Source organism: Mannheimia varigena, from assembly GCF_013377235.1.
In the GTDB taxonomy this organism is placed as follows: Bacteria; Pseudomonadota; Gammaproteobacteria; order Enterobacterales; family Pasteurellaceae; genus Mannheimia; species Mannheimia varigena.
This window is the reverse complement of the sequence record NZ_CP016226.1, coordinates 908,810-927,993: the sequence shown is the minus strand read 5'-3', so window position 1 is coordinate 927,993 and position 19,184 is coordinate 908,810. Positions and strand designations below refer to the sequence as shown.

At 40.1% G+C, this 19,184-nt stretch carries 22 protein-coding genes and 4 tRNA genes; 12 read left to right on the top strand and 14 right to left on the bottom strand.

Annotated elements, in window-relative coordinates; translation table 11 throughout:
* The first annotated feature begins 20 nt into the window (after positions 1 to 20).
* From serB to A6B40_RS04165, 3 genes are all read left to right on the top strand, one after another.
* Positions 21 to 884: a phosphoserine phosphatase SerB gene (gene serB / locus A6B40_RS04175; RefSeq protein WP_176671658.1), complete on the top strand. Its 864-nt coding sequence runs from the start codon at positions 21 to 23 to the stop codon at positions 882 to 884.
* Between the two features lie 17 nt (positions 885 to 901).
* Complete coding sequence (locus A6B40_RS04170; RefSeq protein ID WP_176671657.1) at positions 902 to 1,393, top strand: YajQ family cyclic di-GMP-binding protein; 492 nt, start codon at positions 902 to 904, stop codon at positions 1,391 to 1,393.
* A gap of 70 nt (positions 1,394 to 1,463) precedes the next feature.
* Positions 1,464 to 1,634, top strand: coding sequence for a DUF5363 domain-containing protein (locus A6B40_RS04165; RefSeq protein ID WP_176671656.1), 171 nt, complete (start codon positions 1,464 to 1,466; stop codon positions 1,632 to 1,634).
* A 38-nt stretch (positions 1,635 to 1,672) separates the two neighbouring features.
* Here the strand turns inward: A6B40_RS04165 and A6B40_RS04160 are convergent, their stop codons facing one another.
* Together A6B40_RS04160 and mdh are read right to left on the bottom strand one after the other, a co-directional pair.
* Positions 1,673 to 1,969: a hypothetical protein gene (locus tag A6B40_RS04160; protein WP_176671655.1), complete on the bottom strand. Its 297-nt coding sequence runs from the start codon at positions 1,967 to 1,969 to the stop codon at positions 1,673 to 1,675.
* A gap of 70 nt (positions 1,970 to 2,039) precedes the next feature.
* Positions 2,040 to 3,002, bottom strand: coding sequence for a malate dehydrogenase (gene mdh, locus A6B40_RS04155; protein WP_176671654.1), 963 nt, complete (start codon positions 3,000 to 3,002; stop codon positions 2,040 to 2,042).
* Positions 3,003 to 3,199: 197 nt separating this feature from the next.
* Between mdh and argR the strand changes: the two genes are divergently transcribed.
* The 3 genes from argR (at position 3,200) to uvrD (ending at position 6,881) form a co-directional block, all read left to right on the top strand.
* Positions 3,200 to 3,661: a transcriptional regulator ArgR gene (gene argR, locus A6B40_RS04150; RefSeq protein ID WP_112111374.1), complete on the top strand. Its 462-nt coding sequence runs from the start codon at positions 3,200 to 3,202 to the stop codon at positions 3,659 to 3,661.
* An 80-nt stretch (positions 3,662 to 3,741) separates the two neighbouring features.
* Complete coding sequence (locus tag A6B40_RS04145) at positions 3,742 to 4,638, top strand: TIGR01777 family oxidoreductase (protein ID WP_112111318.1); 897 nt, start codon at positions 3,742 to 3,744, stop codon at positions 4,636 to 4,638.
* A gap of 44 nt (positions 4,639 to 4,682) precedes the next feature.
* Positions 4,683 to 6,881, top strand: a complete 2,199-nt coding sequence (gene uvrD, locus A6B40_RS04140) for a DNA helicase II (RefSeq protein WP_176671653.1) — start codon at positions 4,683 to 4,685, stop codon at positions 6,879 to 6,881.
* 142 nt (positions 6,882 to 7,023) lie between these two features.
* Here uvrD and A6B40_RS04135 read toward each other — a convergent pair.
* The 12 genes from A6B40_RS04135 to A6B40_RS04080 form a co-directional block, all read right to left on the bottom strand.
* A tRNA-Gln gene (locus A6B40_RS04135) sits at positions 7,024 to 7,098 on the bottom strand.
* Positions 7,099 to 7,153: 55 nt separating this feature from the next.
* Positions 7,154 to 7,228 (bottom strand) — tRNA-Gln (locus A6B40_RS04130).
* A gap of 25 nt (positions 7,229 to 7,253) precedes the next feature.
* Positions 7,254 to 7,338: transfer RNA gene (locus A6B40_RS04125), tRNA-Leu, on the bottom strand.
* Between the two features lie 2 nt (positions 7,339 to 7,340).
* A tRNA-Met gene (locus A6B40_RS04120) sits at positions 7,341 to 7,417 on the bottom strand.
* A gap of 163 nt (positions 7,418 to 7,580) precedes the next feature.
* Positions 7,581 to 8,405, bottom strand: a complete 825-nt coding sequence (gene aroE, locus A6B40_RS04115; protein ID WP_112111316.1) for a shikimate dehydrogenase — start codon at positions 8,403 to 8,405, stop codon at positions 7,581 to 7,583.
* Between the two features lie 3 nt (positions 8,406 to 8,408).
* Positions 8,409 to 8,963, bottom strand: coding sequence for an L-threonylcarbamoyladenylate synthase type 1 TsaC (tsaC, locus tag A6B40_RS04110; RefSeq protein ID WP_176671652.1), 555 nt, complete (start codon positions 8,961 to 8,963; stop codon positions 8,409 to 8,411).
* Positions 8,956 to 9,504 carry a DNA topoisomerase family protein gene (locus A6B40_RS04105; RefSeq protein WP_025342261.1) on the bottom strand — a complete coding sequence of 183 codons (549 nt, stop codon included), beginning with the start codon at positions 9,502 to 9,504 and terminating at the stop codon, positions 8,956 to 8,958. Before A6B40_RS04105 ends, tsaC begins: the two co-directional genes overlap by 8 nt.
* 11 nt (positions 9,505 to 9,515) lie before the next feature.
* Positions 9,516 to 9,827, bottom strand: a complete 312-nt coding sequence (gene yqfB, locus A6B40_RS04100; protein WP_176671651.1) for a N(4)-acetylcytidine aminohydrolase — start codon at positions 9,825 to 9,827, stop codon at positions 9,516 to 9,518.
* Positions 9,820 to 10,299 (bottom strand): recombination regulator RecX, encoded by a 480-nt coding sequence (recX, locus tag A6B40_RS04095; protein ID WP_176671650.1) that lies wholly within the window; start codon positions 10,297 to 10,299, stop codon positions 9,820 to 9,822. The genes yqfB and recX overlap by 8 nt, the downstream gene beginning before the upstream one ends.
* A 57-nt stretch (positions 10,300 to 10,356) precedes the next feature.
* Positions 10,357 to 11,460: a recombinase RecA gene (recA, locus tag A6B40_RS04090; RefSeq protein ID WP_025217864.1), complete on the bottom strand. Its 1,104-nt coding sequence runs from the start codon at positions 11,458 to 11,460 to the stop codon at positions 10,357 to 10,359.
* Positions 11,461 to 11,551: 91 nt separating this feature from the next.
* Positions 11,552 to 12,172: an aminotransferase class IV family protein gene (locus tag A6B40_RS04085; protein WP_176671649.1), complete on the bottom strand. Its 621-nt coding sequence runs from the start codon at positions 12,170 to 12,172 to the stop codon at positions 11,552 to 11,554.
* Positions 12,150 to 13,124, bottom strand: a complete 975-nt coding sequence (locus A6B40_RS04080; RefSeq protein ID WP_176671648.1) for an aminodeoxychorismate synthase component I — start codon at positions 13,122 to 13,124, stop codon at positions 12,150 to 12,152. The genes A6B40_RS04085 and A6B40_RS04080 overlap by 23 nt, the downstream gene beginning before the upstream one ends.
* Before the next feature lie 86 nt (positions 13,125 to 13,210).
* Here A6B40_RS04080 and A6B40_RS04075 point away from each other — a divergent pair, with 86 nt between their 5' ends.
* The 6 genes from A6B40_RS04075 to A6B40_RS04050 all read left to right on the top strand — a co-directional run bounded on the left by A6B40_RS04075 (position 13,211) and on the right by A6B40_RS04050 (position 19,169).
* Positions 13,211 to 14,830: a DNA recombination protein RmuC gene (locus A6B40_RS04075; RefSeq protein WP_176671647.1), complete on the top strand. Its 1,620-nt coding sequence runs from the start codon at positions 13,211 to 13,213 to the stop codon at positions 14,828 to 14,830.
* 178 nt (positions 14,831 to 15,008) lie between these two features.
* Complete coding sequence (locus A6B40_RS04070) at positions 15,009 to 15,593, top strand: anthranilate synthase component II (RefSeq protein WP_176671646.1); 585 nt, start codon at positions 15,009 to 15,011, stop codon at positions 15,591 to 15,593.
* Between the two features lie 101 nt (positions 15,594 to 15,694).
* Positions 15,695 to 16,777: a peptide chain release factor 1 gene (gene prfA / locus A6B40_RS04065; protein ID WP_025217859.1), complete on the top strand. Its 1,083-nt coding sequence runs from the start codon at positions 15,695 to 15,697 to the stop codon at positions 16,775 to 16,777.
* Between the two features lie 76 nt (positions 16,778 to 16,853).
* Positions 16,854 to 17,387 carry a hypothetical protein gene (locus tag A6B40_RS04060; protein WP_176671645.1) on the top strand — a complete coding sequence of 178 codons (534 nt, stop codon included), beginning with the start codon at positions 16,854 to 16,856 and terminating at the stop codon, positions 17,385 to 17,387.
* A 30-nt stretch (positions 17,388 to 17,417) separates the two neighbouring features.
* Complete coding sequence (gene prmC, locus A6B40_RS04055; RefSeq protein ID WP_176671644.1) at positions 17,418 to 18,293, top strand: peptide chain release factor N(5)-glutamine methyltransferase; 876 nt, start codon at positions 17,418 to 17,420, stop codon at positions 18,291 to 18,293.
* A 9-nt stretch (positions 18,294 to 18,302) separates the two neighbouring features.
* Positions 18,303 to 19,169 (top strand): SirB1 family protein, encoded by an 867-nt coding sequence (locus A6B40_RS04050; protein ID WP_176671643.1) that lies wholly within the window; start codon positions 18,303 to 18,305, stop codon positions 19,167 to 19,169.
* Positions 19,170 to 19,184: the final 15 nt, after the last annotated feature.

The window sequence follows — 19,184 nt, the reverse complement described above, 5'->3', positions numbered from 1 at the left end:
AAACAGCATAAAATAAGACTATGACAAACACCATTTTTATCTATTCCAAAACCTTAACGGACAACGAAATCCAGCAATTCTCCAGCCAAGCAAAAGCCGAACTGCTCAAACAAGCGGTCTATTTAGGCTATAAAATTGCATTTTTTTCCACAAATTCCACCGCTTGCGAGCTGCGTGAAACCGCTCAACAAATCAAAGCGGATATTAGCGACCTTAACATCACACCAAGCCTCAACCAAGCTGGTTTATTGTTGATGGATATGGACTCCACGGCGATTAAAATTGAATGTATTGATGAGATCGCCAAACTAGCCGGCACGGGCGACATTGTATCTGCGATTACAGCGAGTGCGATGCGTGGTGAGTTGGATTTCGAGCAGAGTTTGCGTAAACGAGTCGGCACGCTGGAAAACGCCCCTGAAAGCATTTTGCAAAAAGTGCGGGAAAATCTACCGCTTATGGACGGCTTCGAGGAAATGGTAGCCACCTTAAAATCACACGGCTGGAAATTAGCCATTGCCTCGGGCGGTTTTGATTATTTCGCCGATTATTTGAAAGAAAAATATGGCTTGGATTTTGCCGTATCAAATCAGCTCGAAATTCTGGACGGCAAACTCACCGGCAAGGTGCTGGGCAAAGTGGTGGACGCTAAACATAAAGCCGATACCCTACAACAGTTGGCGAACAAATTTAATATTCCGCAAAATCAATGGGTTGCAGTCGGCGATGGGGCGAACGATTTACCAATGCTAAAAACCGCCAGCCTAGGCGTTGCCCTGCACGCCAAACCAAAAGTGCAAGAACAGGCGGATTTTGTGGTAAACTTTGCGGACTTAACCGCACTTTGCGTGTTATTGAATGCTAAACATTTATTTCAAAACTAATTTGAGAGGAACGAAAAATGCCATCATTTGATATTGTATCTGAAATCACAATGCACGAAGTGCGTAATGCGGTGGAAAATGCCAACCGTGTACTCAGCACTCGCTACGACTTCCGTAGCGTGGAAGCGGTTATTGAGCTCAACGAAAAAAATGAAAGCATTAAGCTCACCACCGAATCTGATTTCCAATTAGAACAGTTGATCGAAATTTTAATCGGCTCGTGCGTAAAACGTGGCATTGAGCATAACTCGCTTGATATCCCAAGCGAAAGCGAACACCACGGCAAGCTCTACTCAAAAGAGATCAAACTCAAACAAGGCATTGAGTCTGATATGGCGAAAAAAATCACCAAGCTGATTAAAGATTCCAAAATCAAAGTACAGGCTCAAATTCAAGGCGAGCAAGTGCGTGTAACCGGCAAATCTCGTGATGATTTACAAGCTGCAATCCAGCTTGTAAAAGGGGCAGAATTAGGACAACCGTTCCAATTCAACAATTTCCGTGATTAATCGAATACAAGCGGTGGTTTTTGGTAAAAAATTTACAAAATTCGACCGCTTGTAAGTTGAGAGGGGAAAAATGATGAGTGAACAAACCGAAAAGAAAAGCTGGTTTAAACAAGCCCTTGAAAAATACGATAAATTTTGTGATGAATTAGGTGTAAATCAAGGTGCTTGTCGAGGCTGTGTGCCGGTAGTGAAATTTGACCCTGAACCTGAAAAAGAGCAAAAAGCCGAAAAGAAAGAGTAACAATACGCCCATAAAATGGGCGTATTGCGATTCTCTATTTAATCAGCATAGTAATGGCTATATTTCTCTTTTACTCCGCCTTGATTTGCACAAGGATTTTGCATATCTGTTGAATAAATCCCGTTAAAGCAAAGTGCCGTTGCATTTTTCGGCTTTTGCATATTCTGATTTGTAGTCGTCGTGTTATTTTCTAATTTTGATTCACTAATATGAATATTCTTTTGTTGTGCATAATCTAATTTATTATCGCCACTTACGACTTTCACAGGCTTATTAGATGAACAAGCGATAATAGAAAATGCCATTAAACTAATAATAATCTTGTGTTTTAACATAATCATTTCCTTCTGATAATAATAAAATTAGATAAAAAAAGGGCTGACAGAGCAGCCCCTATAATGCTAATTAAGCATCTTTATTGAATTTTTGACCTAATTCGATCTCTTCATTTAAAATTGGAATTAAATCTTCTACTTGTTTTTTCTCAAAATCACTTAATTTGCCAATTGGTAGCACTTCTTTTAAGCCTTCTGCGCCTAAGCGAATTGGGTAAGCAAAGAATGCTGGTGAGGTTTCTCCGTTGGTATTATCAACATAAGCGTAGCGAATAACGTCTTCACCAATTAATCCCCTTACTAAGCCAAGTGCAAATTCCGCTCCTGCCTGTGCCATTGATAAAGTTGCTGAACCGCCACCTGCTTTCGCTTCAACAACTTCCGTACCTGCATTTTGGATGCGGTGCGTTAATTGCTCAATTTGCTCTTGAGTGAATTCAAGTTTTAAGCCATTTACGGTTGCTTGTGAAAGTAATGGAAGAATAGTTGTGCCTGAATGCCCGCCAATAACAGGTACTCTCACATATTTCACATTCACATTTTTAGCTTCAGCTACAAAGGTGTGAGCACGAATTACATCTAATGTGGTTACACCAAAGAGTTTGTTTTTATCGTAAACACCGGCTTTTTTCAGTACTTCTGCCGCGATTGGAATAATTGTATTAACCGGGTTAGTGATAATTGCGATACACGCTTTCGGGCAAACTTTTGCTGCTTTTTCCACTAAGTTATGTACGATAGTTGCGTTGACATTGAATAAATCAGCACGTGTCATACCCGGCTTACGAGCAACACCAGCAGAAATCACAACCACATCAGCATCTTTAAGTGCATCAGTCGGATCTTCACCAGCAAAACCTGTTACTTTAACATCCGTTGGAATATGGCTTAAATCAACCGCAATGCCGGGTGTAACAGGGGAAATATCATAAAGAGATAATTCAGATTTAGCAGGTAAATTGAGTTTTAATAATAATGCGAGAGATTGACCAATGCCACCTGCTGCACCTAAAAGAGCGACTTTTTTACACATAAATTTCTCCTAATAAGTTATGGAAGTTTAGATTAATTTAGTGTAAGGCAAATTTTTTTATGATTCAAACAGCAAATCTCATTTTTGAGACATAGAGCAAATTTTTTATTGGATTTTCTCTTGCTTTATTGATTTATTTGCATAAATAAGCAAGAATGATGAATAATTTTAGCTTTTTTATGAATAAGAGAATGAATGTGGATAAGATAGATAATTTATCAGAAGCGTTTAAATCACTACTGCGAGAAGAAAAATTCAGCTCACAAAGTGAAATTGTAGCCGCATTACAAGAAATGGGATTTGAGAACATTAACCAATCAAAAGTTTCTCGAATGTTGTCTAAATTTGGGGCGGTTAGAACACGTAACACCAAAATGGAAATGGTCTATCAGCTCCCTGTAGAATTAAGTGTGCCAACAACATCAAGTCCACTTAAAAATTTAGTAGTTGATATTGACTACAATGAAGCATTAATTGTAGTGAAAACCAGCCCGGGAGCAGCTCAACTTATTGCTCGCTTACTGGATTCAATGGGAAAAGCTGAAGGCATTTTAGGTACAATTGCAGGCGATGACACCATTTTTATTACCCCTGTCCGTCAGGTTTTAGTCGAAGATTTAATTAAAAATATCACGGAGCTATTTGAAACATCATTGTAGCTAGATGGTAGATAACTAAATTGTAAATAATTAAGGCAGTAGCGTGGCAAGTTTGCCATTTCTTTATAAGGAGATAACGTATGAATATTCTTATTACGGGTGGTACGGGCTTTATTGGCACTGAGTTAATTAAAAAGTTAAAATCTGAAAATCATCACTTTACACTTTTAGTAAGAGATAAAGGAAAGAAAAGTGATGATAAGCAGATCACATATTGCTATTCACTCGATGAGTTTTCCGATTTGAACGACTTTGATGCGGTTATTAATCTTGCCGGTGAGCCCATTTTTGATAAGCGTTGGACGGAGCAACAAAAGCGTAAACTCATTGAAAGCCGAGTTAAAATTACCAATAAGCTCAGCGAATTAATTAATGCGAGTGTTAATCCTCCGCATACTTTTCTCTCAGGTTCGGCAATCGGAATTTATGGCGATTTACCGAAATCTGCAAATTTTTATACAGAATCGACCGCTTGTTATCAAGATTGCTTCACTAATCACCTTTGCCAACAATGGGAGAGGGCAGCTCTCGAAGCTGAAAGCGATAAAACCAGAGTTTGTTTAATCCGTACAGGGACGGTCTTTTCGCCGGAAGGTGGGGCATTAAAGAAAATTTTACCGATTTATAAATGCGGATTAGGCGGAAAGCTCGGTTCAGGAAAGCAATATTGGGCGTGGATTAGCCGCCGAGATCACGTACAAGCGGTCATTTTTTTACTAAAAAATGCAAATTGTTCGGGTGTTTACAATTTTGTTGCACCAAATCCCGTAAGAAATGAGGAATTTAATCGTATTCTAGCGAATGCCGTTAATCGCCCCGCTTTCTTTACTGCGCCTGAATTTGCGTTGAAATTAGGCTTAGGTGAACGAGCTTGCTTAGTATTAGATAACCAACAACTCATTCCAGAAAAACTCCTCGCAGCCGGTTTTGAATTCCAAGATCCCATTTTAACGGAGAACATTTTCTTAAACCCATAATTTAGGCTATAATGCTGTATAAAAGCACAGATTAAAAGGTGATTATGGATTTTTCATTATTATTAGATGGTTTAAATGACAAGCAGCGAGAAGCTGTTGCTGCACCAATCGGCAATTATTTGGTTCTGGCGGGAGCCGGTTCGGGCAAAACAAGGGTTTTAACTCACCGCATTGCGTGGTTAATTGGCGTGGAAAATATACCGGAATCAAACATTCTCGCCGTAACTTTTACCAATAAAGCCGCCGCAGAAATGCGGCACCGTATTGAGCATACCCTTTCCCAATCAGGAGATAACCGCCTGTTTGGTATGTGGGTAGGCACTTTTCATAGTATTGCTAATCGTTTATTACGCTCCCATTATTTAGATGCCGATTTACCGCAAGATTTTCAAATTATGGATACCGAGGATCAGCAGCGTTTACTTAAACGCTTGTTGAAATTACACAATATTGATGAAAAACATTTCCCGCCGAAACACGTAGCTTGGTATATCAATGCTCAAAAAGATAAGGGTAATCGGGCGAAAGATATTGATCACCATAACGATCCAAATGAGAAAAAGTTGGTTGAGATTTACCAAATCTATCAAGAGGCTTGCGACCGAGCAGGTCTTTTGGATTTTGCCGAGCTACTTATTCGTGCCTATGAATTATTTAAGCATAAACCTGCTATTTTACAGCGTTACCAGCAACGTTTTCAGCAGATTTTGATTGATGAGTTCCAAGACACCAACAATATTCAGTACGATCTCATTCGTTTATTGGCAGGAAATGTCGGTAAAGTGATGATCGTGGGCGATGATGACCAATCTATTTACGGTTGGCGTGGGGCGCAGGTGGAAAATATCCAACGTTTCCTCAATGATTACGACAACGCTCAAACCATTCGTTTGGAACAAAATTACCGCTCTACAGGTAATATTTTAAGTTGTGCTAACGAATTAATTGCCAATAATGATAACCGATTAGGCAAAAATTTATGGACAGATAGTGGTGATGGCGAACCCGTAGATATTTACTGTGCCTTCAATGAGTTGGACGAAGCCCGCTTTGTCGCTTCGCAAATCAAACAATGGAAAGAGGACGAGGGCGATCTTGCCGAATGTGCGGTGCTTTACCGTAGCAACAGCCAGTCCCGTGTGATTGAGGAAGCCTTAATTCAAGCCAATATTCCGTACCGCATTTACGGCGGAATGCGATTCTTTGAACGCCAAGAGATCAAAGACGCATTGGCGTATCTGCGTTTGATTGCCAACCGCCAAGACGATGCTGCATTTGAGCGTGTCATTAATACTCCAACCAGAGGCATTGGTGATAGAACCTTAGATACGCTTCGCCAAATTACCCGTAATCGCCAAATTACGTTATGGCAAGCTATTCAAGTGGCAGTGCAGGAAGAACAACTTTCAGGCAGAGCAGCCTCTTCATTACTCCGCTTTGTTGAGTTGATTAATGCCTTAGATCAAGAAACCGAGCAGATGTCTTTAGCCGAACAAACCGATTATGTGATTAAAAAATCGGGCTTGTATGAAATGTATAAGCAAGAAAAAGGCGAGAAAGGCGAAGTTCGTATTGAAAACTTAGAAGAGTTAGTTACCGCTACCAAACAATTCGTAAAACCTGACGAAGCAGAAGATTTAACGGATTTAACCGCCTTTTTAACTCACGCATCACTTGAAGCCGGTGAAGCTCAAGCCTCTCAACACGAAGATTATGTGGAGCTAATGACATTACACTCAGCGAAAGGCTTAGAATTCCCACGTGTATTTATGGTGGGTGTGGAAGAAGGGATTTTCCCAAGTGGAATGAGTTTTGATGAAGGCAGATTGCAAGAAGAGCGTCGCTTGGCATACGTTGGCATTACTCGTGCGAAGAAGAAACTCACCATTAGCTATGCGGAATCTCGCCGTTTATACGGCAAAGAAGAGCGCCATGTTCCTTCTCGCTTTATTGCAGAGCTACCCGAAGAGCATATCCGTGAGGTGCGTTTAAGAGGCTCAATCAACCGTGCGGCGAGCTTTAATCAATCTTCCTCATTTGCAAAAAATCCGCAAAAAACGACCGCTTCTATTTTGAATGATGATAGTTGGAAAATGGGACAAAAAGTCAATCATACTAAATTTGGGCAAGGTACGATTATCAATGTGGAAGGTTCAGGCGAAGCAACCCGTTTACAAGTGGCTTTTGTCGGTAATGGCATTAAATGGTTGATTGCGAAAATGGCGAATTTAGAGAAGATTTAAATTATTAATATGTCTGGCTGACTACAGGGAGAATATTTTCTCCCTTTATATATTAAGGTAAGCAAATAGGAAATAATTCTTTGCAAATGGTATTTCAATATAAATAGACGAAAAAATACTAGAAATTATTTAATAGAACATATGGCTGGGGTACTAGGATTCGAACCTAGGAATGCCGAGATCAAAACCCGGTGCCTTACCGCTTGGCGATACCCCAAAATAAAAAAACTAACTTACGTTAGCTTAAATAGATTTGAAAATTTGAAATTAGATGGCTGGGGTACTAGGATTCGAACCTAGGAATGCCGAGATCAAAACCCGGTGCCTTACCGCTTGGCGATACCCCAACACTAATTTTTGCTAATCGATAAATGGTGCGGGACGAGGGACTTGAACCCACACACCTCGCGGCGCCAGAACCTAAATCTGGTGCGTCTACCAATTTCGCCAGTCCCGCAATGGTGGCTACAGCGAGATTCGAACTTGCGACCCCAACATTATGAGTGTTGTGCTCTAACCAGCTGAGCTATGTAGCCATTTGCGTTCACCATATCGGTTAACGGAGTGCATTATGCTGATTTTAGAGCGCTCCGTCAAATACTTTTTTCAAAAAAAATGTTTTTTGAGTTTGATTGTATAGATGTTCGTCGTTTTGATGGAAATATAGCATTTTCTGTTTATAAAATAATAGTTGGTTTATTATTTTACAGATTGCATTTCTTGTTTTAACTGTGTAAGAACAGGCTCAATATTAGGAAATTTATTTTCCCACAAAGCAAAAGCAAAAGCAGCTTGCCCAACTAACATTCCTAAACCATCTTGATATTCTATGGAACCACAATCTCTTGCATAATTGAGAAATGGCGTTTGCATATTAACGGCATATTGCATATCGTAAATTTTGGCTGAAGCCATTAAAGATACTGGTAGTTCAACATATTTTCCCTGCAAGCCTAGAGAAGTTGCATTAATGATTAAATCAAACTGTCGTCCGGCTAGATCCTCTAAACAAGCGGTCTGAATCTTGCCAAATCTTGCAAATTTTTCCGCTAAAATGACCGCTTTATCTACAGTACGATTATAAATCGTAATCTCTAACCCTGCCTGAAGTAATGGTAACAATACGCCTTTGGTTGCTCCGCCTGCCCCCAAAATTAAGGTCTTTTGCCCCGCTTTTAGCCAACCAAGCCGATCTAAATCAACCGCTAAACCTTTACCGTCGGTATTATCGGCATATAAACGGCCATCATCTAATCGCTTTAAAGTGTTACAAGCCTCTGCTAATAAGCAACTTTCACTATATTCATCAGCAACAGTAAATGCTCGTTCTTTAAAGGGAGCAGTGATATTACAACCCTTAGCACCTGAATTGAAAAACTCCGCTAATTGTTGCTCAAAGGCAATTTCATCACCTAATTTCGCGATATATTCAATCTCTCGTTGAGTCTGCAAGCCAAAAAGTTGATGAATGCGAGGTGATTTACTTTGTGCAATCGGATTGCCCCAAACAGCGTATTGGTTCATTAGTTATCCTTGTCTAAAAATCTGTTGGCTGAAAATATCTCGAATTTCAGAAGGGTTTTCTCTGCTTAACGTTTTTGCATTTAATACAGGAAAATCATCTCCAAATTGAACCCGTACTTCTTCTGAATTTCGACAAGGTGGCTCACCTGTTAAATTAGCACTGGTTGAAGTGAGAGCAAAACCTGTTGCCTCACAGAGTGCTACTACAGCTGGTACTTTACATAAACGCACGGCAATGGAATCAAATTTACCTGTGAGGTAACTCGGCACACTTTTTTTTACGGGCACGACCCAAGTAATAGCTTGCTCGCCAATTTGGTTTAGCTGTTGCCAAGCCTGTTCTGTCATTCGATTTTCATCAATATAAGAGAGAAGATATTTCAAATCGGAAGCCAGTAAAATTAAGCCTTTTTCTTTAGGACGTTGTTTTAATTCGAGTAATTTCCTCACCGCTTTTTCACTTTGTGGATTACAGCCTAAGCCAAAAACAGCCTCAGTTGGGTAAGCTACCACTCCTTCTTGTTTTAATTGATTAACTATGTCTAAGAAATTATCCATTCGGTTCTACTTCTGTTTGATATAGGATTTGGTGCTGACAACTTTTATTTGCACAAATAGTGTATTGTTTACCCTTTATTTTTTTGATGGTAGCGAGTTCACAGCCACATTTTTCACACTGTTGTTTAATTGGCTGAGTTGGTAAGGTAAATTTACAGCCAGGGAAACCGCTACAACCATAAAATGTTTTACCTAAACGCCCTTTTCTAGTAATCAGTTTATTCTGTTTGCACTCAGGGCAATCAAACTCTTCTTCTACTTCAGCTTCTTCGTGAACAATAAAATGGCATTCTGGATAGTTACTGCACCCAATAAAAATACCATAACTACCTTGTTTTAGTTGAAGATAGTGCCCACATTCAGGACAGCATTCTTCTAACTTTTTAATGATATGATTTTCGTGGTGTAATGGCTTTATATAATCGCACTTGGGATATGTTGAACAGCCCAAAAATAAGCCTTTCTTCCCTTGTTTAAGTTGCAAGGATGAATGGCATTGTGGGCATAACTCAACTTGCTTAGTGGATTTAAATAGTACCATAGCGTTAATAATTAAATCAGTTCAAAATGAATTACAAAAAAGGAGTTGTCATTCGGATAAATCTCTCGAATGACTTTTTTCAATTCAGCTAAGCTCATATTCTCTTGTTGAGCGTGTTGTTCACTTAACTCATCATATTGAATTGGTGTTACAGAAAGCACTTTGATATTAGCAAAAAAGCGATCTGTTTCGTTGGTAAAAACGGCTAATTCTTGGTTAGGTTGAAAGTAAGATTCTGATTTATCTCGAATGGTAATAGTTTTTCTACTGCTTACAATATCTGATTCAAATCGGCTAAAAAAGGTTATTTTCTCTTTATTCATATTCATCACTACTATAATCTAAATCCATTAAATGACTAAAATGATCGTTGTAAAAACCGCGACTGATCATAAACCGCCACATTTTTTGTTTAGCTTTCAGATCCCACACAAGCGGCCGTTTTTTCTCAAAAATTTGTTCTGCTAATTTAAACCAATCGGTCTCCGCATTTTCAAGTTCTTGATTAATAAGCCAATCTTTAATACCCTTGAGTTTTAATTCTTGCTTTAAACGACGAGGACCTATGCCTTGCATTGAACGATAACGGATTAGCGTTGAACAAAATCGCTCATCACTTTGCCAGTTATTTGATTGAGCTTTTTCTATCGCTTCATCAATTTCTTCGGCTTTATACTCTTTCTGTTCGAGTTTTTGTCGAAGCTCTTTCTCGCTATAGTCACGTTTTGAAAGTAAATATAGCAGATAATTAGTTGCTGTGTATTTATTTGTTTTGGTTGTCGCAATAGTTTTCATAAATTGAAATAAAAATGCGATTTTCACATTAAGCGAAAATCGCATAAATTAAGTTAATTATAACTCTTCTTCATTAAACTCTTCATTGTCATCTGAGTCCTTAGAATCTGGTGTAGATGCTAAGTTCGGGTTAGCGATGAGTAAGTTTCTAATATCCTGCTCAATTTTATCAGCAATTTCAGGATGTTCTTTTAACCATTTAATTGCGTTGTTTTTACCCTGACCGATTTTTTCGCCCTCGTAAGAGAACCAAGCCCCAGCTTTATTAATGAAGCCATGTGCTTCTGCAAGAATTAACAATTCATTCATACGGGCGATTCCTTCACCGTACATAATATCAAATTGAACTTCCCGGAATGGCGGTGCAACTTTGTTTTTTACTACTTTTACTTTGGTTTCACTACCAATAACTTCATCACCATCTTTTACTACCCCTGAACGGCGGATATCTAAACGCACAGAAGCATAGAATTTCAAGGCATTACCACCCGTTGTGGTTTCTGGGTTACCGAACATTACACCAATCTTCATACGAATTTGGTTAATAAAGATAACCAAGCAGTTAGTTGATTTAATATTCGCAGTTAATTTACGTAATGCTTGCGACATTAAACGTGCTTGTAAGCCCATATGAGAATCTCCCATATCGCCTTCAATTTCAGCTTTTGGTGTAAGTGCTGCTACAGAGTCCACGATGATCACATCAACCGCGCCAGAACGCACTAATGCATCGCAAATTTCTAATGCTTGTTCACCATTATCTGGCTGTGAAATTAATAAACCGTCTGTATCTACACCTAGTTTACGTGCATAAGTTGGATCAAGTGCGTGTTCTGCGTCAATAAATGCGCAAGTTTTACCGTTTTTTTGAGCTTGAGCAACAACAGATAAAGTTAAGGTTGTTTTACCTGAAGATTCTGGACCATAGATTTCAACAATACGCCCCATTGGTAAACCGCCAATACCTAATGCAGAATCTAGCCCTAAAGAACCTGTTGAAACAGCCTCAATATCTAATGCTTGTGTATCGCCCAATTTCATAATTGAGCCTTTACCGAACTGTTTCTCAATTTGAGCTAATGCAGCTGCCAGTGCCTTCTCTTTTTGTTCTGGATCAATTTGCTTAACAGGGGCATTTTTCTGACCTTTTTTCTCTGCCATATTTTATCCTTTGTCAATTTTGGTAAATGCTTATTGTGTAAAATAACTGTATATTATTATAGTATTTACTTATCCAGTTGCAAGTGTTTTTTTATGATTTTCGATCGAGATCACAAAAATAAATGGCGGAACACGGCAACGCCCGATTTTCATCGAACGGATTTAATGCGTTAATCAACATTATTTTTTCATATTCTGCCAAATCTTGCCTGTAAATTTCGGCTAAAACCACTTTTCCTTGCTCAAGAAGCCTCGAAAGTTGCGTACCTTTAAGTAAATAATCTTGCGGGCTGTACCAAATGCCTTGTTTTAAAAACAATAAATTGCCGATGGAGCAGTCGCTTACCTTGCCATTATTGAGAATGATCACTTCCTCATTTTGCAAAATATTCAGCAAATCAAACCGCTTGCGATCGCTAAATTTGAGGTGATAATCCCAATTTTCCACTTCCACGCAACGAAAACGGCAAATTGATTTTAGCTGATAAGCAAAAAATTTCAGCTCATAATTTTCGGCATTATAATCAATGCGACAACGTACTTTTCCTTGTTGAAATTCGTTTGGAATTTCTAATATTTCAGCCAGCGAAAAAGCAGGATTTTGCCCGAAATACTCTTGCACCGCCAGCTCAAAACGCTGTTGATGATAAGCCAAATTTTGAGCTTGCCCGTCCAAGATTAAAATGGTTTCAAACAGCGGAAATTGGCACATACACTTTCTCTAAAATTTCGTTATATTCCTGCTCCAGCACACTTTGTGAGGTAATACCACCGCCACTTCTAAACTGCATTCCGTTTTCTGTTTTTTCAACATAGCGAATGGCTACCGCACTTTCTAAACTGTCTCCGTCAAAATAGCCGAAAATGCCGGTGTAATAACCTCGTTCACCCCATTCAGCTTGCTGAATAATTTCAACCGTTTTCTCTTTTGGAGCCCCACTAATTGAACCTGCAGGCAATAATTTTGCTAAAATTGTGCCGATATTTTCCTGCCAGTTTTCAGCTAATTCGCCGCAGATCTCGGAACTTGTCTGCAAAATCGCCCCACGATGGGTTTGCACTTTTTCCACATAGCGATATTTGGTGACTTCAACATTTTTCGCCACTAACGCAAGATCGTTTCGGATCAGATCCACAATCGTATTATGCTCGGTAAACTCTTTTTCCGAAGCCATTAATTTCTTCTCCGCATTCTCTTCGTTTGCATTAATCGTCCCTTTCATCGGGTAGGAAAAAATGCGGTTCTGCTCAATTCGCACAAAGCATTCAGGAGAAAAGCAGACAAATTGATCTTGCAAGTAGCACTTATATTTTGCCTGAGAGCTGGCAAAAATCTCTGCCAGCGAATAGTTAGTTTGGATTTCTGTTGGATAAGTTAAATTGAGTAGGTAACTGTTGCCTGCTTGAATCTCTTTTTTTACTCGATCAAACCCTTTCTGATAATCTGCAAAAGTCATTGCTTTTGCTGAAAATTCAAAAGGTTTAGTTGTTTTTTCGAAGGGAGTTTCGATATTTGATTTGCAAAAAAAATCGAAAAAAAGACCACTTGCCGCAGCTTGTTCGAGCGGAAAAATCAAGGGCTTTTGTTGCTCAAAATCAATTAGGAAGAAAAAAGGGCGTTTTGTCTTGCCATATTGATTGGCATTGTCTATAAAATCTTGCATAAAACGGAAATGCTTAATACTGAAAAGCTCTGTTATAATGCAAAGCAAGAATTTTGAAAAGCATTTTTTTGAAAAAGGTTTTACCGATGAACGCATCCTTCAATATTGATGATATTTGGCTCTATGTTGCCCTTGCCGTCTGCGTGCTGATTGGCATTTATCTATTCTTTCTGCAATCCCGCTATCAGCGAGATGCGTTTGAATTAAGCCAAGATCTCAGCAAAATCACTGCAGATTTTAACCAAATTCAGCAAAAATATGAAAATTTAGCACAAGAGAAAAATCAGCTTGAGCAGTGGGCAATTCAGCAGCAGACTAAATTTGAAGCGGTGAGTGAGCGTTTGAGCGAGCGAGATGTGCAACTGCAACGCATTCAGCAAAAAATAGACGTTGCCGAGCAGCATGAAAATGAGCTGGAGCGTTATATTAACGAGCTGAAAGAGCGGGTGGGTTCATCACAAGCCAAAGCAGAAAGTTTGGAAGAGCAGCTGCAATTTAGCCAGAGTTCTCTGTCGCACAAAGAGCGTGAAAATCAATCGCTGTTTAGCCGTTTGAATGAGGTGCAAAATGAGCTGACGGAACTTCGCACTACCCTTTCGGAAAAACAGGCGAATTTTGAGGCGCAGCAACGTAATTTTATTGAAGTAAAACAACAGCTTAATGTGGAATTTCAACATCTCGCCCAACAAATTTTAGATGAGAAAAGCAAGCGATTTAGCGAGACTAATCAAAGCTCGCTGGAGGCGTTGCTCAAGCCGTTTAAAGAGCAAATTGAGGGTTTCCAAAAGCGGGTGAACGAGGTGCATAGTGAATCGCTCAAAGGTTCGGCGAATTTGGAAGCGGAAATTAAGCGGGTATTGCAAATCGGCGTGTCAATGTCGGAAGAGGCACAAAACCTCACGAATGCGTTAAAAGGTAATAATAAAGTTGCCGGAAACTGGGGCGAGGTGCAGTTGGAAAGTGCCTTGCAATCGGCAGGCTTACTGGCAGGCGAACATTATCAAGCTCAAGAGAGTTTTCGAGATGAAGAGGGAAGACGTTTTGCTCCGGATTTCGTGGTGCATCTGCCGGATCAAAAACACTTGATTATTGACAGCAAAGTGTCGCTGCTGGCGTATGATCAAGCGGTCAGATCAGAAGAAAATTTTGCAATTTCTCAAGCATTAGACGAGCATTGTCGCTCGCTTCGCTCCCATATTGAAAATTTGTCGAGGAAAAATTACAGTGCTTTGCTTGGCATTAAAAGCCCTGATTTTGTGTTGATGTTCGTGCCGATTGAGCCTGCTTATATCGAGGCGATGAAGCACGATCCACAACTGTTCAACTTTGGCTATGAACGCAACGTGATTTTGGTTTCGCACACCACGCTAATGCCGATTTTACGCACCGTAGCGAATTTATGGCGAATTGAGCGAGGCAATTCAGAAGCCCGTGAAATCAGCGAAAAAGCGGGCGAAATTTACAACCAAGTGTGTGCGGTGGCAGATCGTTTAGCCAAATTGGGGAATACGCTGAACACAGCGAATAATCAATATAATCAAGCCGTTACTTCACTTGTTGGGCGACAAGGTTTGCTAGGTAAAGTAGAGCGTTTTCAACATCTTTCCAGCAAAGCCAGCCAAATTGTGCCGCAGGTGGAATTGATTGAAAATGAGGTGGATACCATCAAATTGGAAATGGTTTCCAAGGAATTATTAGAAGAATAGGTCAAATCTCCCTTATCCCCTCTTTGTCTAAAGAGGGGAACTAGAACACCGAAATTAATAAATTCATCTGCCGTCATTAAGAATAAATAGTCAGATGAATGGAATATACCTTCTGAATGATCGCCCCTCTTTAGAAAAGAGGGGAGTGGGAGATTTGAAATAACAAAGAACTAACCAAATGCAAAAAAAACTATTAATCATCGACAACCACGACTCTTTTACTTTCAACTTGGTCGATTTACTTCGCAAAATCAATGTACCAGCGGAAGTGGAGTTGGTGGAAGATCTGAACTTAGACGAAGTGGAGAATTTCAGCCATATTCTGATCTCCCCTGGCCCAGATGTGCCGAGGGCTTACCCACAAACCTTTGCGATGCTGGAACGTTATCACCAAACCAAATCCATTCTCGGTGTCTGCTTGGGGCATCAAACGATTTGTGAATTTTTCGGCGGCACGCTTTACAATTTGGAGAATGTTCGCCACGGGCAGCAACGCACGCTGACCCAAATTGAGCCAAACCCGATGTTCAACGGCTTGCCGAAGCAGTTTCAAGTGGGGCTGTATCACTCTTGGGGGATTTTGCAAAATTCTCTCGAAAATACACCGCTTGTCGCCACTGCTATTTGCGAACAAAACGTGCTGATGGCATTTAAACACAAGAAGTTGCCGATTTTCGGTGTGCAGTTCCACCCGGAATCCTTTATCACCGAATACGGAAAAGAGATGCTGGAAAATTGGCTTGCGATTGAGCAAGATTTTTAACGGAAAATCGGCTATAATCCGCCAGTTTATTTCCTTTTAAAATCTAACAGTAGGGGTGAAAAATGTTTAGCCCTACACAAATATATTAAGAGATATTTTCAATGAAAGATTCCATTATCAATAAATTAGAAAGTTTAAGCGAACGCCACGAAGAGCTACAGGCGTTGCTAGGCGATGCTTCGGTGATTTCCGATCAAGACAAATTCCGTGCGTATTCCAAAGAATATTCCCAATTAGAGGAAGTGGTCGGCACCTTTAACCGCTGGAAAAAGCTCAATACCGACATCGAAGAAGCTCAATTACTGCTAGACGACCCCGATATGAAGGATATGGCCGCGGAAGAAATTGCCGAAAACAAAGCAGAAATTGAAAACCTTGAGCAGCATTTACAAATCTTGTTGTTACCAAAAGATCCAAACGATGAATACAACGCTTTCCTTGAAATTCGTGCGGGAACAGGCGGCGATGAAGCAGGGATTTTCGCTGGCGATTTATACCGTATGTACAGCCGTTATTGCGAAAGCAAACGCTGGAGAATTGAGGAAATGTCGGCGAACGAAAGCGAGCAGGGCGGATACAAAGAGATCATCGTTAAAATCAGCGGTGAAGGCGTTTACGGACAGCTTAAATTCGAGTCGGGCGGTCACCGTGTGCAACGTGTGCCGAAAACCGAATCGCAAGGGCGTATTCACACTTCAGCTTGTACCGTTGCGGTAATGCCGGAGCTGCCGGAAAGCGAAATGCCGGAAATCAATCCGTCTGATTTGCGTATCGACACCTACCGTTCATCGGGTGCAGGCGGTCAGCACGTTAATACTACCGACTCTGCGGTGCGGATTACCCATATTCCAACCGGCATTGTGGTGGAGTGCCAAGACGAACGTTCGCAACACAAAAACAAAGCGAAAGCCTTAGCAGTGCTTGCCTCTCGTATCGTACAAGTTGAACAAGAACGCCAAGCGGCAGAACAGGCAGACACTCGCCGTAACCTACTCGGCTCGGGCGACCGTTCGGATAAAATCCGTACCTACAACTACCCACAAGGGCGTGTCACCGACCACCGTATCAACTTAACGGTTTACCGTTTAGATGAAGTGATGAACGGCAAAATTGATGAATTAATTCAGCCGATTATTACCGAATACCAAGCGGATCAGTTAGCGGCGTTGTCTGAGCAAAACTAATATTACAAGCGGTCAATTTTTGCATAGTTTTTGTAAAATTTGACCGCTTGTGGACTAAATAAAGAGGAATTTCAATATGAAAAAAATATTACTAATCACTGTAACTGCTTTACTCACTGCTTGTAATAGCTTTATTAACTCAGGTTCAACAGTAAAAAACGAAGTTATTACGCCAACTACCGAGCATTTTGTTGGAGAGTGGGAATGTGCTATGAATGGTGTTGCTGCAACTACCAATAAAGTGAAATTAGGAAAAAATGGTAAAGCGAACTATCTTGGTAATGTCACGCTCCCTGCTGAAAAACCGTTATTTAATTATGCCCTAGAGCGTTCAGGTAGCTGGAAATTTGCAGATAGCACTCTAACTTATAGCTTTACTCAGAGTAAGGTTTCTCGTGCTCATTCTGATGAAGTTCAAGCTAATTTACAAGCAAATCAAGAGCTACAAAGTTTAGAGCAGCAATATTTTGATGCATTAAACCAACAAACAAAAAAAGCAGGCAAGGCCAAAGTAAACCTTGCCGTAAGTAACTTTACTACCAAAGCATTTAGCATTGAACAGAAAGTTGCTGAAGCGGTACGTTCTGGGAATTGTGTAAGGGTTTTATAATTTACTATTCTAAATTGGGAATATATCAATATGTGCCCCAAAACTTATGCTGAATGGCTTATTTTTGCTGAACAAACATTGCTCGAGAATGCTGAAAATAACCCTTTTTTAGATGCCAAATTCGATGCGAATTTGCTCCTACAAGCAGTTACAAAACGCACCAAATCAGCAATTTTTGCGTTTAGCGAAACTATCTTAACCGAAAGTGAGTTAAAACAACTTGCCGAAAAATTAGCAAGACGGGCAAATGGCGAGCCAATGGCATATATTTTAGGCGAGAAAGAGTTTTGGTCATTACCGTTAAAAGTTTCTACTGCAACGCTTATTCCCCGCCCAGATACGGAACGATTAGTTGAGTTGACGTTAGATTTTGCTCACAAGCGGTTAGAAAATCAGAAAAATTTGCAAATTTTGGATTTAGGCACAGGCACAGGGGCGATTGCGTTAGCAATGGCGAGTGAGTTAGGCGATAAAGCTGATATTATCGGGGTAGATTTTCAACATAATGCTGTTCAACTAGCGGAAGAAAATCGCCAAAATCTTGGCTTTGATAATGTCCGATTTTTACAGAGTGATTGGTTTTCTGCGATTAAAAATCAGCAGTTTGACTTGATTTTGTCGAACCCACCCTATATTGATGAAGATGATGAAAATTTAACAGTTGGCGATGTGCGTTTTGAACCTTTAACCGCGTTAGTTGCCGATAACAATGGGTTGAGCGATTTGCAAAAAATTATTGAAAATGCACCGCTTTACTTAAAGCCACAAGGGGCATTAATGCTAGAGCATGGCTGGCAGCAAGGCGAGCAGGTCAGAAATTTATTTGATTTGAGCTTGTGGGAAGCTATCGCAACCGCTCGAGATTATGGCGGTAATGACAGAGTAACCCAAGCAATCCTAAAGTAAAGGCAGGAAATGGACGATATTATTGAAGAATTATTGAAAGGGTTGGCAGAACCGAAAATTAAGATAAGCGATACCGAGTTGAAAAAATTTCTCTATCGTGAAATCTTACGGCTCACCACGCTAATTGATGATACTGTAAATGAGCAACAAGTATTTGGGCAGATGTCTGCATTAACTAAAAAAGCTCGCTACAACGTCAATGGTGAAAGCGATAAAGAGCGAATTAATCAATTACTCCATTTAGTTTATAAAGAGTGGGGTTTTCATTGTTACTATGAAGACTATTTCCACACGGAAAATTTATTGCTCAATCAAGTTATCAAAAAACGGCGTGGAATGCCGGTTTCATTAGGAGCAGTGGTGCTTTATTTATCGGCTGTGTTAGATTTACCACTTTACCCTGTAAACTTTCCAACACAATTAGTGTTAAGAGCAGAAATAAAACAGCCAAACGGCGCAACTAAAGTACGCTTTATTAACCCGTGGAATGGCGAATTTATCGGCATTGAAATGCTCAATAAATGGCTTGAAGGCGAAATGGGATTCGGGGTGGAAGTAACGCCTGATCTATTAAGACGAGCTGAGCCACAAGAACTGCTTGAGCGAATCGAAACCGTATTTAAGATGGCTCTCACCCGTGAAGGAAAGTATGAAGAAACCTTGCGTTTGATTGAATACCGCTTAGCAATGAGCCCGAAAGATCCGTATGAAATTCGTGATCGTGGAATGGTGTTAGCTAGTATGGATTGCTACCAAGCAGCGTTGGAAGATATTAATTATTTCATCGACCAATGTCCTGAAGACCCTTCCGCTGAAATTCTAAAAATGGAAGTCAAAGGCTTAGAACAAAAAAGCCAAGTAAGTTTGGTGCATTAAGTATTAAACAAGAAT